Here is a 16,097-nt window from a genome sequence, read left to right as displayed (position 1 = left end):
GCCCGAATCAGGAGAACGTTTATGCAATGGGATATTGTGATCGGGCTGGAAATTCATGTTCAGCTTGCCACCAAAACCAAGATTTTTTCAGGCTCAAGCACAGCGTTTGGCGCGGAGCCCAACACCCAGGCCAGCGCCGTTGACCTGGCTATGCCCGGCACCCTGCCCGTACCCAACGAACAGGCGTTCCGCTACGCGGTAATGTTCGGCCTGGCAGTGAATGCCGAAATCGGCCGGCGCTCGGTGTTCGACCGTAAAAATTACTTCTATCCGGATTTGCCCAAGGGGTATCAAACCACACAGCTGGATCACCCGATTGTTGGCCCCGGCTTTGTGGATGTTGATCTTGCAGACGGCAGCAGCAAGCGCGTGCGCATTCACCACGCCCACCTGGAGGAAGATGCCGGCAAATCGCTGCACGAAGACTTTCACGGCATGACCGGTATCGACCTGAACCGGGCCGGCACGCCGCTGATTGAAATTGTCACGGAGCCGGACATGAACAGCGCAGAAGAAGCCGTTGCCTTCGCCAAAAAGCTGCACAGTCTGGTGTCTTCGATCGGCATCTGCGACGGCGACATGAGCCAGGGTTCCCTGCGCTTTGATGTGAACATTTCGCTCAAGCGAAAAGGCTCGGACGAACTGGGCACCCGCACTGAAACCAAGAACCTGAACTCCTTCCGTTTTATGGAGCAGGCCATCGCCCACGAAGTAGAGCGGCAGATGGACATTCTGGAGGACGGCGGTCGGATCATTCAGGAAACGCGGCTTTACAACGGCGAGCGCGACGAATCCCGCTCCATGCGTAGCAAGGAAGAAGCCAACGATTACCGCTACTTCCCCTGCCCGGACTTGCTGCCCGTAGTCATCGACGACGCCTTCATCGAAAGCGCTCGCGATCTGTTGCCGGAGCTACCAGACGAGCGCAAAGCACGATTCAAGAAGCGGTATGGCCTCAATGATTACGACGCCCGCCTGCTCAGCGATGATGCGCGCATGGCGACGTTCTTCGAGGAAACCGCCAGCCACGGTAAAGATGCCAAACTGGCCGCCAACTGGGTGTTGGGCGAGTTCTCCGCACGCCTGAACGCCGATGACAAAACGGTGGTTCAGGCACCCATTACCGGAAAGCAGTTGGGACAACTGGTTGCGCGAATTGCCGACAATACTGTGTCGTCATCTGGCGCCAAAAAGGTATTCGAGGCGCTTTGGAACGGTGACGGGGGCAATGCCGATGCCATCATCGAGGCTCAGGGACTGAAGCAGGTATCGGATACCGGCGCGCTGGAGCAGATGGTGGATGAGGTTCTGGCTGGCATGCCGGATCAGGTTGCACAGTATCAACAGGAAACCGACCCCAAGAAGCAGAAGAAGATGCTCGGGGGCTTTATGGGGCCTTTGATGAAAGCTTCCAAAGGGCAAGGCAACCCGAAGCTCTTCAATGAAATTCTGCTAAAAAAACTGAACCATTAACCATTCTGAAGTGCGATTGAGTTATCAGTCAGCGGTCTCAGGTCATTCGCTGAGGCCTGGCTGATAACCCGTGTTAAGCAACCTTAATCTTGCAGCTTCAATACGGTAATCTGCTGGCGACCCAAAGCCCCCTGTGCTGTGTTAAATATGGTAAGCGTTCCTCAATCTGATTTGAGAAGGAGGCTCCATGTTTATTCAGACGTTCAAATCCGAAGGGTTGTCGCATCTTTCGTACCTGGTTGGTAACAACGGTCAAGCCGCGGTTATCGATCCCCGCCGCGACTGTGAAGTCTATGCCGAAGCTGCTGCCGCAGAAGGCTGCCGGATAACGCATATCTTTGAAACGCACCGCAACGAAGATCTTATCTCCGGCGCGCCCATACTTGCGCAACTGACCGGCGCTACTGTCTTCCACGGGCCGAATGCTGCGGGAACCGTGCGCTATGCGAAAACCACCCGTGAAAGCGACGAGTTCAACTTCGGCAATCTGCAACTTCGTGTACTGGAGACACCTGGTCACACCGACGACAGCCTGTCATTTGTGCTTTACGATACTGAATTCGGTGATGACGCCGTGGCCGTATTCACCGGCGACGCCCTGTTCATCGGCGATGTTGGCCGCACCGATTTCTATCCGGAGCGCGCAGAAGAAGTCGCAGGCCTGCTCTACGACAGCCTGCAAAAACTGGTAAATCTGGGCGACCAAACGCTCATTTATCCGGCCCATGGTGCCGGTTCTGTCTGTGGCGACAATATGGCCGACCGGGAATTCTCGAGCATCGGCTACGAACGCCGCAACAACCCCATGATGAAAGTCCGCTCACGCCAGGAGTTTATCAACCTGAAAGTTCAGGAGCATCATTACCAGCCGCCCTACTTCCGTGAAATGGAGCGTCTGAATCTGGAGGGTGGCCATGCGACGAGCCCGGTACTGACTCCCGCAGCGCTTTCACCGTCCGCGTTCAAAGATCTGCCAGACGAGACTGTAACCATCGACGTGCGCGGGATCAGCAGTTTCCTCGGCGCCCACGTACCTGACAGCCTGGCGCTCCCGACGCCGATGATCCCGGCTTTCGCGGGCTGGTTCCTGACCCCCGATGACAAGATGGCTCTGGTCGCTGCCAGCGCTTCGGAAGCCCAGCTGGCCGCACGACATCTGGCACGTATTGGCTTTGACAAGCTACTCGGGTACCTGGCCCCCGACATGCCTCAATGGGCCGCCATGGCAGAACCGTTCAGAGCCATAACGGTGATTGATCTGGAGGATTTCAAAAAGCGCAGATCTGCGCCTCCGGAGAACTGGAGCCTGCTGGATGTTCGGGGTAAAGGCGAGGTGGAGGAAAACCCCGTTGACCAGGCCATCCACCATTACACAGGCAATCTGGCGGAGGAGGCCAGCGAGCTGAACCCTGACAGACATTATACCATCATGTGTGGCAGCGGCGCACGAGCAGCAATCGCCGCATCGGTATTGATGCGCAAAGGCTTCAGCAACGTTGATGTATTCCTGGGATCCGTCGGCGCGCTGATGGCCGACTCCTGAGCTCTACTCCGGGCGCCGCAGGAACATCTGCTCAAACTGGCGGATATTCTGCTGCACGTAATCAATAAATGCCCGCATGGCCGGCGTAGGGTGCCGAGCCTGCGGGTAGACCACACACCAGCTACGCCTCAGTGGAAAGCCCTTGATATCAACAATGTGCAGACTACCCAAGGCAAGTTCTGACGACACACCCAGCTTGGGCAGAACGGCCACCCCCAGGCCCGCGAGAACAGCGTGCTTTAAAGCATCATTGGAGCCCAACTCTATACTTGGCTTTGCCCGTAAACGCTGGTCCTGGCAGTGCAACTCCAGCGCCAAGCGACTACCTGAACCACTTTCCCGCACCAGCAACCCACTATCCAGAAACTCCTGCGCCGTCACATTTTTCTGCTGAAGCAATGGATGACCATTGGGCACCACCGGCACGAGTTCATTGTCCAGAAACGGCAGCGACGCCAGAGGCCTCTCTGCGGGCACCATGCCCATAATCACCAGGTCATCGGAATTATCGTTCAGCCGCTGCAGAGCCGTTGCCCGGTTTACCACCGCCACCGAAACAGTCACCTGAGGGTTCAGCTGCAAAAACGCACTCAGCATATAAGGCACTACGTATTGTGCGGTATTCACCGCCACCAGCCGAAGCTCACCCGCGACCTGCCCTTCGAGAGCCGCCAGGCTGTTTTGCACACGCTCCAACTCCCGGAAGACTGAGCGCACACAGCCCGCCATCTCCTCGCCGGCAGCGGTGCAATAAAGCTTACGCCCAACGTACTCAAACATCGGCATGCCCAGCGCTTGCTCCAGGTGACGCACCTGACTGCTGACGGCGGGCTGAGTCAACCCAAGCAGATCGCCGGCCTTGCTGTAGCTTTTCAGATCATTCACGGCTTTGAAAACCTGGAGCTGCCGGAAAGTCAGGCGGCTGGCCAGTTTCTGAATGCTGAGTGGCATAAAACAGGTTTCTCGCTTCTATTCATAAGTTATTACTTATAGATAAACAAAATAATATCAATTTTTTGTCGAAGATCTATCCCTTTACTCTTTTTGTCACCTTCATTCGGGACGAAGCAATGAGGACACTCCCATGCTGAAGAAAGTGTTAATCGCCAACCGCGGCGAAATCGCCGTTCGCATCGTGCGGGCCTGTGCTGAAATGGGAATACGTTCGGTGGCCATCTACACCGAACCGGACCGATACGGATTGCATGTTAAACGAGCTGATGAATCCTACTCTCTGGGCGACGACCCATTGGCAGGCTATCTCGACCCGGCCCGCATCGTAAACCTGGCGGTCGAAACCGGCTGCGATGCCGTTCACCCTGGCTACGGCTTCCTGTCAGAAAACGCCAACTTTGCGCGCCTGTGCGAACAGAAAGGCGTGGCGTTTATTGGTCCGAAATCCGGCGTAATCCATGGCATGGGTGACAAAACCCAGGCCCGCGACAGCATGCGCGCGGCAGGCATTCCTATTACACCTGGCTCCGAAGGCAATCTGGACAGCCTTGATGAGGCCCTGGAACTGGCCAACGAGATTGGCTATCCCGTGATGCTCAAAGCCACCTCTGGCGGCGGCGGTCGCGGCATCCGCCGCTGTGACACACCGCAAGAGTTAAAAGTGCAGTACCCAAGGGTCATTTCCGAGGCCACGAAGGCTTTTGGTTCCGCTGAAGTGTTCATGGAAAAATGCATTGTGAACCCGCGCCACATTGAGGTTCAGATACTGGCGGACAGCCAGGGCAACGCCATCCATCTATTTGAGCGTGACTGCTCCATCCAGCGCCGCAATCAGAAACTGATCGAGATCGCGCCCAGCCCCCAGCTGACGCCAGAGCAGCGACAGTACATTGGTGATCTCGCGGTACGCGCTGCCAAAGCCGTGGGCTACGAGAACGCCGGCACTGTGGAGTTCCTGCTGTCTGGCAACGAAGTTCACTTTATGGAAATGAACACCCGGGTGCAGGTGGAGCACACCATCACCGAGGCCATTACCGGTGTAGACATTGTGCGCGAGCAACTGCGCATAGCCTCCGGACTGCCCCTGAGCTATCGACAAGAGGATGTCCAGTATCGGGGCTATGCGCTGCAATTTCGCATCAACGCGGAAGATCCGAAAAACGATTTCTTGCCCAGCTTTGGTCGCATAACCCATTACTACGCGCCAGGCGGCCCTGGTGTGCGAGTGGATACTGCCATTTACACAGGTTATGAAATACCGCCTTACTACGATTCCATGTGTCTGAAACTGGTGGTGTGGGCGCTGACCTGGGACGAGGTGATTGCAAGAGGCAAACGCGCACTGGACGACATGCGCCTGCACGGGATCAAAACCACCGCCAACTATTACCAGCAAATTCTGGATCACGCGGACTTTCGCAAAGGAGTATTCAACACCAGCTTTGTGCCCGACCACCCGGAACTGCTGAACTATTCAACCAAGCGCCACCCCAGTGAAATTGCGCTTGCCCTCGCCGCCACCATTGCCGCGCACGCAGGCTGGTAATCCGCAGGAGAACGAAATCATGAGCCAAGCAAAACGAATTGAAGTGACAGACCTGACTTTGCGTGACGCGCACCAGTCTTTAATCGCAACCCGCATGCGCACCGAAGACATGCTGCCGATCTGCGACAAACTGGACAAGATTGGCTACTGGTCGCTGGAAGTCTGGGGCGGAGCCACCTTTGACGCCTGCGTTCGGTTTTTGAAAGAAGACCCCTGGGAACGGCTGCGCCAGTTGCGCGAGGCACTACCCAACACTCGTCTGCAGATGTTGCTGCGAGGCCAGAACTTGCTGGGCTACCGACATTACGCCGACGACGTTGTAGAGGCCTTTGTACAGAAAGCCGCCGACAACGGCATAGACGTATTCCGGGTGTTCGACGCGCTGAACGACCTGCGCAACATTGAAACGGCCATGAAAGCGGTGAAAAAAGCCGGCAAGCACGCCCAAGGCACCATCTGCTATACCACCAGCCCAGTACACACTCCGGAGTTGTTTGTGCAGCAAGCCAAAGCCATGCAGGCCATGGGCGCAGACTCTATCGCTATCAAAGACATGGCGGGACTGCTAACGCCCTACGCCACCTTTGATCTGGTGCAAGCCATCAAGGCTGAAGTGGACCTGCCGCTGATCATTCACAGCCACTCAACCTCGGGCCTGGCGCCCTTGTGCCAGCTCAAGGCCATTGAGGCCGGAGCCGACCGCATTGATACCGCGATTTCATCGTTTTCCTCGGGCACCAGCCACCCGGCCACTGAATCCCAGGTGGCCGCACTCAAAGGCACCGCTTATGACACCGGTCTGGACTTGACGCTGCTGAGCGAGATTGCCGACTACTTCCGCGAAGTCCGCAAGAAATACCAACAATTTGAAAGTGAGTTTACCCGCGAAGACGTATCAGTGCAGATCAATCAGGTACCCGGCGGCATGATGTCTAACCTGGCCAATCAGCTCAAAGAGCAGAACGCCCTGGATCGCATTCGCGAAGTATTCGATGAAATTCCGCGAGTGCGTGAAGATCTGGGCTTTCCGCCATTGGTCACGCCCACGTCGCAAATAGTAGGGACTCAGGCGGTTTACAATGTACTGGCCGGCCAACGCTACAAAACCATCACCAACGAAGTAAAACGCTATCTTCAGGGCGGCTATGGCCAACCACCAGCGCCGGTTAATGCGCAAGTCCGCAACAAAGCCATAGGCAATGAATCCGTCGATGAAGGCCGCCCTGCAGACCAACTCAGCCCGGAAATGAACAAACTGCGCAAAGACATTGGCGAGCTGGCCCTCAGCGAAGAAGACGTGCTCACCTACGCCATGTTTCCCGACCTGGGCCGCGAATTCCTGCAGCAGCGTAAAGACGGCACTCTGGTACCGGAGCCGCTGCTGCCGCCAGAAGCAAAATCCCAGGAGCGTTTGGGCACCGGCGTTGCGACTGAATTCCGGATTGAAGTCCATGGCGAGAGTTACGAAGTGGCTGTTACAGGCTCCGGTGACTCGGGTGCGGGCAGGCGCAAACTGTACCTGTCGCTGGATGGTATGCCAGAAGAAGTGGTGTTCGAGCCCCTGAACGAATACACGGCCGAGGGCGGTAGCGGTCGCATGAAGGCCTCATCACCCGGGCATGTCAGCACTGCCATGCCCGGCAATGTGGTGGAAGTTCTGGTGAGCGAAGGCGATACCGTCAGTGCGGGCCAGGCTGTGCTGATTACCGAGGCCATGAAGATGGAAACCGAGGTTCACGCCAACATCGACGGCAAAGTAGAAGCGATTTACGTAACCAAAGGCGATCGGGTAACGCCGGGTGAAGTGCTGATCGACATCGCCTCATCGTCGTAAAACCGGAAAGCTAAAACCTGAAAGCCGCCTCTGAAATCAGGGGCGGCTCTCCATTTTTCGCTTTGTTATAAGGACTTAGTCAGACCAGAGACGCCCACAGGTCATGCTCGTCGGCGTGCTCAACCACGACACGAACAATCTGCCCCGGCTCAAGGTCGGTGACATCGTTCAGATACACCATGCCATCAATCTCTGGCGCATCGGCTTTGGAACGACCTATGGCGCCCTCTTCGTCTACCTCGTCGATAAGCACATCAATGGTTGTGCCAATCTTCGCCTGCAAACGGGCGGCAGATATTTCAGCCTGTTTGGCCATAAAGCGAGCCAGGCGCTCTTCCTTGACCTCTTCAGGCACTGCGCCGTCAATTTCGTTGGCCTTGGCACCCTCGACCGCACTGTAAGTAAAGGCGCCCACGCGATCGAGTTGAGCCTCGTCCAGCCAATCCAGCAGGTACTGAAAATCTTCTTCGGTTTCACCAGGAAAGCCCACAATAAAGGTGGAGCGAATGGTCAGTTCCGGGCAGATTTCCCGCCATTTGCGAATGCGATCCAGAGTTTTGCTGTCGTGAGCCGGGCGCTTCATGGCTTTCAGCACTTTCGGGCTGGCGTGCTGAAACGGGATATCCAGATACGGCAGGATTTTGCCTTCCGCCATCAACGGGATTATGCCGTCCACATGGGGGTAGGGATACACATAGTGCAAGCGAACCCACACACCCATTTCGCCTAATGCCTCGCACAGCGACTGCATTTTGGTTTTCAGCGGTCGCCCTTGCCAAAAGCCGGTACGGTACTTGGTATCGACACCGTAAGCCGAGGTGTCCTGGGAGATCACCAGCAGCTCTTTCACTCCGGCGTCGACCAACCGCTGGGCTTCGTCCATCACATCGCCAATAGGACGGCTTACCAGATCGCCCCTCATGGAAGGGATGATGCAGAAAGTGCATCGGTGATTGCAGCCTTCGGAAATCTTGAGATACGCGTAATGCCGAGGTGTCAGTTTAATGCCTTGGGGCGGCACCAGGTCAGTGAACGGATCATGCTCGCGCGCTGGAGGCACAAACTGATGCACGGCGCCGACCACCTCTTCATAGGCATGCGGGCCAGAAACCGCGAGCACGCCAGGATGAGTTTCGCGGATTTTATCGGCTTCGACACCCATGCAACCGGTGACGATCACCTTGCCGTTTTCCTTGATGGCCTCACCGATGGCATCCAGAGACTCCTGCTTGGCCGCATCAATAAAGCCGCAGGTGTTCACCACCACAATGTCTGCATCGTTGTAGGTGGGTACCACATCGTAGCCATCCAGCCGCAACTGGGTCAGGATACGCTCGGAATCTACCAGAGCTTTGGGGCAGCCCAGACTGATAAAGCCAACTTTGCCGTTACCAGCCACTGTGTTCTCGGTTTGTTCTGTCATAAAGCGTTTCAGGATTCCTGGCGCCCGGCGGGAGCACGCGAATGAATGGAGGCGGTGATTTTACACCAGTAGAGCACCTTTCTGCAGCAAAAGCCGAGCGGCAAGGGTAGGCTGAAGGTTTCTGACCTGAGTCAAATTTGTGAATCCTTGTTCAGAAAATTATAATAAATCTGACACAATGTGCGACACTCGAGTTGCTGATCAGAAAATAAGCAACTACACTTTTTGTCGTTTACACGTTGTTCTGAAACATTATTTGAGTCCGAGCATGCCCTGACAGGGCCGACGGGGTTGCCCAAAAGAGTGCCAACAAGAGTGCCCATGAAAGCTCCCACAATGAAGCCAAATTTGCGTAACCAGCAACGTGTGGATGTTGTTAGCGACATCGTTATCGAGACGCCGGATGGTTGTCAGCTTACCTGCAAAACCTCCAACCTCTCGCGTACAGGCGTTATGATCTCCTGCAATCAGGAAACTGCAGGCCAGCTTATACCGCACCTTAAAGCCCCCGCACCCGGGAATTTGATGTCGGTTAAAGCCCGGTTCTCGGTGCCTGTTATCGCAATTCAACCTGTATCAATTCTAGCCAACGGGAATATCGTTTATCTGCGAAGGATAGCAAGGGACGAATTTCAGCTCGGCATCCAGTTTGCGGATTTCGAGGGTAACGGACTTGATTACGTAGACAGATATGTCCGAAAACTCCTGGCCAACACGTGCAAGCCCGCTTGAGCCCGGACAGCTCAAGGCTTTCGCTCACTCCCCCCAGCCTTCACTTGAGCGCTATATTGCTATAACGCAAAACTCTAACCACAAGGCTTCTTATAGCCTTATTGCCTCTGATACACTTACCGTTCAAATTTGCACGCCCTCAAGGCCCGCTGCGGCAACGGATTATCATGACCACATATAACCTTACGCACCTGAAACAACTGGAAGCGGAAAGCATCCACATCATCCGCGAGGTGGCCGCCGAGTTTGATAATCCGGTCATGCTCTACTCCATTGGCAAGGATTCTGCGGTCATGCTGCACTTGGCCCGCAAAGCCTTTTTTCCCGGCAAGCTGCCCTTCCCTCTGATGCATGTGGACACCACCTGGAAATTCCGGGAGATGATTGATTTCCGGGAGCGGAAGGTGAAGGAGTACGGACTGGATCTGATTGTGCACATCAATCAGGACGGCGTGGAACAGGGTATCGGGCCATTTACCCACGGCAGTGCAAAGCATACAGATGTGATGAAAACCCAGGCACTCAAGCAAGCGCTGGATAAGTATGGGTTTGATGCCGCATTCGGTGGCGCTCGCAGGGATGAAGAGAAATCCCGAGCCAAGGAGCGAGTCTATTCTTTCCGCGACGAATATCACCGCTGGGACCCGAAAAACCAACGCCCGGAACTCTGGAACACCTATAACGGCAAGGTGAACAAGGGGGAGAGCATCCGGGTATTCCCACTCTCCAACTGGACCGAGCTCGATATCTGGCAGTACATCTATCTGGAGAACATTGAAATCGTTCCACTTTACTACTCGGCGGTCCGCCCGGTAGTGGAGCGCGACGGCTCACTGATCATGGTGGACGACGACCGCATGCCGTTGAAAGAGGGTGAAACGCCGATGATGAAGTCCATCCGTTTTCGCACCCTGGGGTGCTATCCACTGACAGGTGCCATTGAATCCGAGGCAAACACCTTGCCCGAGATTATTCAGGAAATGTTGTTGGCTACCAGCTCAGAACGTCAGGGCCGCGTGATTGATCATGACTCGGCAGGCTCCATGGAACAGAAAAAGCGGGAAGGGTACTTCTGATATGTCACATCAATCTGATCTCATCGCCGAAGACATTCAGGCTTACCTCAAGCAGCACGAGAACAAAGAGCTGCTGCGCCTGCTTACCTGCGGCAGCGTCGATGATGGCAAAAGCACCCTGATCGGTCGCCTGCTGCACGACACCAAAATGATCTACGAAGATCACATGGCCACCCTGAAAACCGACAGCGCCAAGATGGGTACTACCGGTGAAAAGCTTGATCTCGCATTGCTGGTTGACGGCTTGCAGGCCGAGCGCGAGCAAGGCATTACTATTGACGTTGCCTACCGCTACTTCTCGACCGATAAACGCAAGTTCATCATTGCGGACACGCCGGGCCACGAGCAATACACCCGCAACATGGCTACCGGTGGGTCTACAGCTCAGGTCGCCATTCTGATGATCGATGCCCGTCGCGGGGTGCTGACCCAGACTCGCCGGCACTCGTTTATCGCCTCCCTGCTTGGCATCCGGCACATTGTGGTAGCCGTGAACAAAATGGACCTGGTTGATTTCAGCGAAGACCGCTTCAACGAGATCAGAGAGGAATACCTGGCCTTCGCCGCGAGACTAGGGCTTAACGATGTCCGCTTTGTGCCGATCTCGGCGCTGGAAGGCGACAACGTGGTCAACCGCAGCGAGAACATGCCCTGGTTTAACGGCCAGCCGCTGATGGACATTCTGGAAACGGTAGAAGTAGGACGGGACAAGAATCTGGAGCACTTCCGATTCCCGGTGCAATACGTGACCCGCCCCAACCTGAACTTCCGCGGCTTTTGCGGCACCATCGCTTCCGGAGTGATCAGCCCGGGTGACAAGGTCATGGCCCTGCCCTCCCGCCGAACCAGCACGATCAAGGAAGTCGTCACCTTCGATGGCAATCTCGAAGAAGCCTATATCGACCAGGCGGTGACACTGACCCTCACGGACGAAATCGACGTCAGCCGTGGTGACATGCTGGTCAAGCCAGAAGACGAGCCGGAAGTAGGCAACCGCTTCAAGGCAAATATCGTGTGGATGACCGATGCACCACTTCAAACCGGGCGCCTGTATGACATCAAGTTGGGGCCGACCTTCACTTCGGGTACGGTCCGGAAGATCCACTATCAGACCGACGTAAACACGCTGGAACAGCACGCCAACCCTGCCCTGCTGCAGGTGAATGAAATCGGCCTGTGTGACCTCACCCTGAGCCAGCCAATCGCATTCGACGCCTACCAGCGCAACCATGCTACTGGCAGTTTTATAGTGATCGACCGACTCACCAACGTAACCGTTGGCGCCGGCATGATTGACAGCCTGGCAGATACCACAGGAACTCTGGAGCCCGTGAGCCCGGAAGAGCGCGAACGCCGGCTGGCTCAGAAACCGATTATAATTGGTTGCTCTGGCAAACAGGCATCTGCCCTCGCGCTGGCAGTGGAACGCGCGCTGTTTGATCAAGGCAAGACCACCGTCATTCTTAGTGAAGATAACGCCGGCTATGCCGATGACCGCCGCCGCGCTGCGCAACTGCTGACAGCCTATGGACTGATTGCGATAGCTTTGAACCTTGGTACTGATGTGGCAAATGTTTCGATAAAGGCTGATAGCACAGAGGAAGTTTCCGGTGTTGCGGCAACACTGGTGCAGGAGCTGATTCGCAATAAACGGATCTAAACCAAGACAAGCATTAATATCGCCCTAATTCGGTGATGGAAGCCAAGGAGTGGGGGTGTCTTTTCTTCTGGAAAAAGATGTCTGAGCGCAGCGAGTTGCTTTTTCCAGAAGAAAAGACACCCCTGCTCCTGGGCCAACTCCCAACCAGTCAATTATCGTTTTAGTCGTGAATGTAATAGTTGTCCGTGGCAGAATCTGTGGCCCTGAAGGTTTCCTTCGGGGCCTTTTTGCTTATATTCATTTAGGATTTTTCTGTTTATGGCCATCAAACACCTGCGCACTGCTTTTTCCAGTCAGTATCAGCCGGGGCAGCCTGCCCGCCTCCAAAGTGGTGAATCTCTGCAAGAACCGGGTGGCGATTATGAAGGTCTGCACAAGCAGATGAAGCGGCTGTTTAATAGTAAGCCGGGTAAAAAGTATGGGCGTTTTTCGGATGACATCGGTGAAAGCCCGCTTGCAAGCTGGCTGAAGGATTATCTTGAGGACAAGCAGAGTTTTGCGTCTTTCACTGACCGGTTGTTCGGGCAGTGGCAGGAGCTTCTTACCGGATCTCAGGAGGAATTTCAGGGACAGCTGATGATCGTCCATGAGGCTTTGGTAGATTCAGATGTCGTTTATCTGCTGATTCTGGAGAGCGACAGTGCCCTGCGTTTTGATGGCACTCAGGCGCTCGACACAACAGATGTGCTGAGCACTTCGCGCCTGAACTTGGCTATGCGTGTTGAACTGGATGACTGGCTGGGCGATAACCCGGCGGACAACTATCTTACACTGGTTCATGCCCGCGGCACGGGCGAACCCGGAGAGCTGTTTATCCGGCTGTGTGGTTTTACCAATCAGGTGGATGTTGAGAAGGAAACTCTGACGTTCCTGGATGCTGTGGAGGCTTTTGCGAAGTCTTCGGAGCCGGAGAAAGCCGGTGAGGTGCGTACGCGGGCCTATGAGTTCTGTAAGGAGCAGCATGCGCTGGGTGAGCCGGTGGCCATTGAGGCTTTATCTGGCTATCTGGATGAGGATGAGCCGGGGCGCTTCAAGGAGTTTGCCAGCAAGACAGCGGAGATGCCGGAAAGTGGCGTACTGCACCCGGATCATCGCAAGGTGAAGAAGCTGGTGCGTATTGCGGGTTCTGGTGGCGGTATGAGTGTTTCTTTTTCTTCGGATCTGGTGAATCAGGCGATTTACTACGACCGGGATAAGGATGCGCTTACGATTACGCGGCTGCCTAAGGCTTTGCGAGAGCAGTTGGAGCGGTATTTGGAGAATCGCGAGGACTGACTCCGCTCTTTGGGGGCTGGCTCCGAAGCGAGGTGAAGTTTTTCTTCTGGAAAAAGCAACTCGCTTCGCTCAGACATCTTTTTCCGGCAGAAAAACTTCACCACACTCCGGGCCGATCTGGTCAGCGATAGGTATCTGGTTAATCGGTTTCTGCTGGGTCAACTTCTATCGGGTTATTTTCGGTCCAGCGGGGGCGATTGGCTCTTAGCACCCTTACTTCCTGCATCCAGCTTACTCCGTCAATTATTTCCCCGGTTTCGTGATCGAGTGGCGGATACGGCAGTTTGCGGTCGTCGCAATAGCGTTTCACGACTGGCTGGCACCAGCAGAACAGCAGTCGGTTGTATTCTTCATCGGGTATGCGCCGGGTGTCGAAGAGGCCGGCTTCTTTGCGTTGTCTTTGGGCTTCGGAGAGGATAATGGCGCAGGCTGCGGATACGTTGAGAGATTCCACCATGCCCATCATGGGAATGACGATGTGTTCATCGGCCTGTTTCGCTGCTTCTGCGCTGACACCGTCCACTTCGTTGCCCATGATAATGGTACACGGCACAGTGAAATCTGCGGAGCGGTAGTCGATAGCGCGGCCTGACAGCTGCGCGGCGTAGATTTTGTGGCCCTGCCCTTTCAAATTTGCTATGGCGTCGTCCATGGTGCGATGGGTGTGGGGTGTTACCCACTTGAAGCTGCCACCGGCGGTTTTCCGGAAGGCCCGGAAACCTTCTTTGGGCCACACTACGTGCATATTGGCCAACCCGAAGGCGTCGCAGGATCGCAATATGGCGGAGAGGTTCCTGGGCTTGTGAACCTGGTCGGTCAGGACACTCAGATCAGGCTGGCGGGTGTTTAAAACCTGTTTGATGCGGGCAAGGCGTTCGGGGGTCATAGTCTTGTGATGTTTGTAGTAAGCAATTGATACACCGAAGCTGGACGAAGCGATTGGTGCAGGACTCTCCAAAAACGTAGAGCGCCAAGGATGGCGCGACCGAGCCCTACAGGGAAGTATTTACGGGCGCTTTTTGGAGAGCCCTGCGCCAATCACTTCAGACTCCGAAACTTAAACGCCGAAAATAATACCACAGCAAAACTGGCAGATTACCGAGACAACGCTGGTTGCAGAATGATCACCCCGTTATAATGCGCAGTTCTCCTTTTCAGTGCGCCCAGTCCGGACAGTTCAAAGGTCCAGGCGCCAAATACATCCAGTTGTGTTGAGACCCATGGCCAAAAAGCTGTACATAAAGACCCACGGTTGCCAGATGAACGAATACGATTCATCCCGCATGGCCGACCTGCTTAAAACCGGCGAATCGGTTGAAATGACGGAATCGCCGGATGACGCCGACATTTTGCTGCTGAACACCTGCTCTATCCGTGAAAAAGCACAGGAGAAGGTTTTCCATCAGCTGGGTCGCTGGAAAAAACTCAAGGCCAACAAACCGGAACTGATAATCGGCGTTGGCGGCTGTGTCGCCAGCCAGGAAGGCCAGGCGATTCTTGATCGGGCGCCTTATGTCGATATGGTCTTCGGCCCACAAACCCTGCATCGCCTGCCGGATATGATTACCGAAGTGCGCATGAAAGGTAACGGCGTGGGCGTGGTGGACGTCAGCTTTCCGGAAATCGAGAAGTTCGACAACCTTCCGGACCCCGGCGCGGACGGCCCTTCTGCGTTCGTATCCATCATGGAAGGCTGTAGCAAGTACTGCACTTTCTGCGTGGTACCCTACACCCGTGGTGAGGAGGTCAGCCGGCCGGCAGACGATGTGATTGCAGAAGTCGCTCATTTGGCAAGCCAGGGCGTCCGGGAAGTGAACCTGTTAGGGCAAAACGTTAACGCCTATCGGGGTGACACTCATGATGGCGATGTAATGGATCTGGCGGAGCTGATTACGCTGATCGCAACCATCGGCGGCATAGATCGCATTCGCTACACCACTTCACACCCCGTTGAATTTACCGATGCCTTGATTGATGTGTATGAACAGGTGCCCGAGCTGGTCAGCCACTTGCACTTGCCCGTTCAAAGCGGCTCGGATCGCATCCTGGCTGCCATGAAACGCGGCCACACGGCGCTGGAGTACAAATCCAAACTTCGCCGTCTACGCAAGATTCGTCCGGATATCAGCTTTTCTTCGGATTTTATTATCGGCTTCCCCGGTGAAACCGAGAAGGACTTTGAAGACACGATGAAGCTGATCAACGATATCGGTTTCGATATGTCCTTCAGCTTCGTTTACAGCGCGCGCCCGGGCACGCCGGCATCTGATCTGCCGGATGAAACGCCGATGGAAGTGAAGAAGCAGCGCCTGAAAATTCTGCAGGATCGCATCAATCAGACGGTGATGGATATCAGCCGCAAGATGGTGGGTTCGACCCAGCGCATTCTGGTAACCGGGTTGTCGAAGAAGGATCCGGGGGAATATTCAGGGCGCACTGAGAACAACCGGATTGTTAATTTCCGGCATGAGAATCCGGGGATTGTCGGGCACTTTATCGACGTTGAGATTGTTGAGGCTTACGCTAACTCTTTGCGCGGTTTGCCTGTGGGTTCGGAGTTGTATTAGGCCTCGGCTCCTAT

Annotated in this window: 12 protein-coding genes; 9 read left to right on the top strand and 3 right to left on the bottom strand. The window is 55.2% G+C overall.

The annotated features are described in order from the left end of the window. Positions 1-6 precede the first annotated feature (6 nt). The gene (gatB, locus tag FFI90_RS01290; RefSeq protein ID WP_342779353.1) at positions 7-1,473 is read left to right on the top strand and encodes an Asp-tRNA(Asn)/Glu-tRNA(Gln) amidotransferase subunit GatB; all 1,467 of its coding nucleotides are present in this window, start codon (positions 7-9) and stop codon (positions 1,471-1,473) included. 187 nt (positions 1,474-1,660) lie between these two features. Next, a complete protein-coding gene (locus tag FFI90_RS01285; RefSeq protein ID WP_144775787.1) occupies positions 1,661-3,016 on the top strand; it encodes an MBL fold metallo-hydrolase in 1,356 nt (451 codons plus the stop codon). A gap of 3 nt (positions 3,017-3,019) precedes the next feature. On the opposite strand, the gene FFI90_RS01280 is transcribed toward FFI90_RS01285, so the two are convergent. Then, positions 3,020-3,967 (bottom strand): LysR family transcriptional regulator, encoded by a 948-nt coding sequence (locus FFI90_RS01280; protein WP_144775785.1) that lies wholly within the window; start codon positions 3,965-3,967, stop codon positions 3,020-3,022. Between the two features lie 133 nt (positions 3,968-4,100). Between FFI90_RS01280 and FFI90_RS01275 the strand changes: the two genes are divergently transcribed. After that, a complete protein-coding gene (locus FFI90_RS01275; protein WP_144775783.1) occupies positions 4,101-5,516 on the top strand; it encodes an acetyl-CoA carboxylase biotin carboxylase subunit in 1,416 nt (471 codons plus the stop codon). Positions 5,517-5,535: 19 nt separating this feature from the next. Continuing rightward, entirely contained in the window at positions 5,536-7,350 is a 1,815-nt protein-coding gene (oadA, locus tag FFI90_RS01270; RefSeq protein ID WP_144775781.1) for a sodium-extruding oxaloacetate decarboxylase subunit alpha, read from the top strand. A 79-nt stretch (positions 7,351-7,429) separates the two neighbouring features. Here oadA and rimO read toward each other — a convergent pair whose 3' ends face one another. Further along, positions 7,430-8,773, bottom strand: a complete 1,344-nt coding sequence (gene rimO, locus FFI90_RS01265) for a 30S ribosomal protein S12 methylthiotransferase RimO (RefSeq protein WP_144775779.1) — start codon at positions 8,771-8,773, stop codon at positions 7,430-7,432. 321 nt (positions 8,774-9,094) lie between these two features. Here rimO and FFI90_RS01260 point away from each other — a divergent pair, with 321 nt between their 5' ends. The 4 genes from FFI90_RS01260 (at position 9,095) to FFI90_RS01245 (ending at position 13,516) form a co-directional block, all read left to right on the top strand. Further along, on the top strand, positions 9,095-9,505 hold the full coding sequence (locus FFI90_RS01260) for a PilZ domain-containing protein (RefSeq protein WP_144775777.1): 411 nt from the start codon (positions 9,095-9,097) through the stop codon (positions 9,503-9,505). 167 nt (positions 9,506-9,672) lie between these two features. Beyond that, positions 9,673-10,581, top strand: coding sequence for a sulfate adenylyltransferase subunit CysD (gene cysD / locus FFI90_RS01255; RefSeq protein ID WP_144775775.1), 909 nt, complete (start codon positions 9,673-9,675; stop codon positions 10,579-10,581). A 1-nt stretch (position 10,582) separates the two neighbouring features. After that, positions 10,583-12,241 (top strand): sulfate adenylyltransferase subunit CysN, encoded by a 1,659-nt coding sequence (cysN, locus tag FFI90_RS01250; protein ID WP_144775773.1) that lies wholly within the window; start codon positions 10,583-10,585, stop codon positions 12,239-12,241. 258 nt (positions 12,242-12,499) lie between these two features. Next, positions 12,500-13,516: a nucleoid-associated protein gene (locus tag FFI90_RS01245; protein ID WP_144775771.1), complete on the top strand. Its 1,017-nt coding sequence runs from the start codon at positions 12,500-12,502 to the stop codon at positions 13,514-13,516. 139 nt (positions 13,517-13,655) lie between these two features. Here FFI90_RS01245 and trmH read toward each other — a convergent pair whose 3' ends face one another. Beyond that, complete coding sequence (trmH, locus tag FFI90_RS01240; RefSeq protein ID WP_144775769.1) at positions 13,656-14,402, bottom strand: tRNA (guanosine(18)-2'-O)-methyltransferase TrmH; 747 nt, start codon at positions 14,400-14,402, stop codon at positions 13,656-13,658. A gap of 334 nt (positions 14,403-14,736) precedes the next feature. On the opposite strand from trmH, the gene miaB reads away from it, so the two are divergent. Next, positions 14,737-16,083, top strand: a complete 1,347-nt coding sequence (gene miaB, locus FFI90_RS01235) for a tRNA (N6-isopentenyl adenosine(37)-C2)-methylthiotransferase MiaB (protein ID WP_144775767.1) — start codon at positions 14,737-14,739, stop codon at positions 16,081-16,083. The last annotated feature ends 14 nt before the right edge of the window (positions 16,084-16,097 follow it).

It is taken from the genome of Marinobacter maritimus (assembly GCF_007671675.1).
GTDB classification, from domain to species: domain Bacteria; phylum Pseudomonadota; class Gammaproteobacteria; order Pseudomonadales; family Oleiphilaceae; genus Marinobacter; species Marinobacter maritimus.
The sequence above is the reverse complement of the archived record's forward strand: the minus strand, read 5'-3'. Positions and strand labels throughout refer to the sequence as shown.

Excerpts from the sequence above, each read along its gene's own strand:
- FFI90_RS01275 (WP_144775783.1), top strand. The coding sequence starts at position 4,101 with ATGCTGAAGAAAGTGTTAATCGCCAACCGCGGCGAAATCGCCGTTCGC.
- miaB (WP_144775767.1), top strand. The coding sequence starts at position 14,737 with ATGGCCAAAAAGCTGTACATAAAGACCCACGGTTGCCAGATGAACGAA.
- trmH (WP_144775769.1), bottom strand. The coding sequence starts at position 14,402 with ATGACCCCCGAACGCCTTGCCCGCATCAAACAGGTTTTAAACACCCGC.
- cysD (WP_144775775.1), top strand. The coding sequence starts at position 9,673 with ATGACCACATATAACCTTACGCACCTGAAACAACTGGAAGCGGAAAGC.
- FFI90_RS01260 (WP_144775777.1), top strand. The coding sequence starts at position 9,095 with ATGAAAGCTCCCACAATGAAGCCAAATTTGCGTAACCAGCAACGTGTG.
- FFI90_RS01280 (WP_144775785.1), bottom strand. The coding sequence starts at position 3,967 with ATGCCACTCAGCATTCAGAAACTGGCCAGCCGCCTGACTTTCCGGCAG.
- FFI90_RS01285 (WP_144775787.1), top strand. The coding sequence starts at position 1,661 with ATGTTTATTCAGACGTTCAAATCCGAAGGGTTGTCGCATCTTTCGTAC.
- rimO (WP_144775779.1), bottom strand. The coding sequence starts at position 8,773 with ATGACAGAACAAACCGAGAACACAGTGGCTGGTAACGGCAAAGTTGGC.
- cysN (WP_144775773.1), top strand. The coding sequence starts at position 10,583 with ATGTCACATCAATCTGATCTCATCGCCGAAGACATTCAGGCTTACCTC.
- FFI90_RS01245 (WP_144775771.1), top strand. The coding sequence starts at position 12,500 with ATGGCCATCAAACACCTGCGCACTGCTTTTTCCAGTCAGTATCAGCCG.
- oadA (WP_144775781.1), top strand. The coding sequence starts at position 5,536 with ATGAGCCAAGCAAAACGAATTGAAGTGACAGACCTGACTTTGCGTGAC.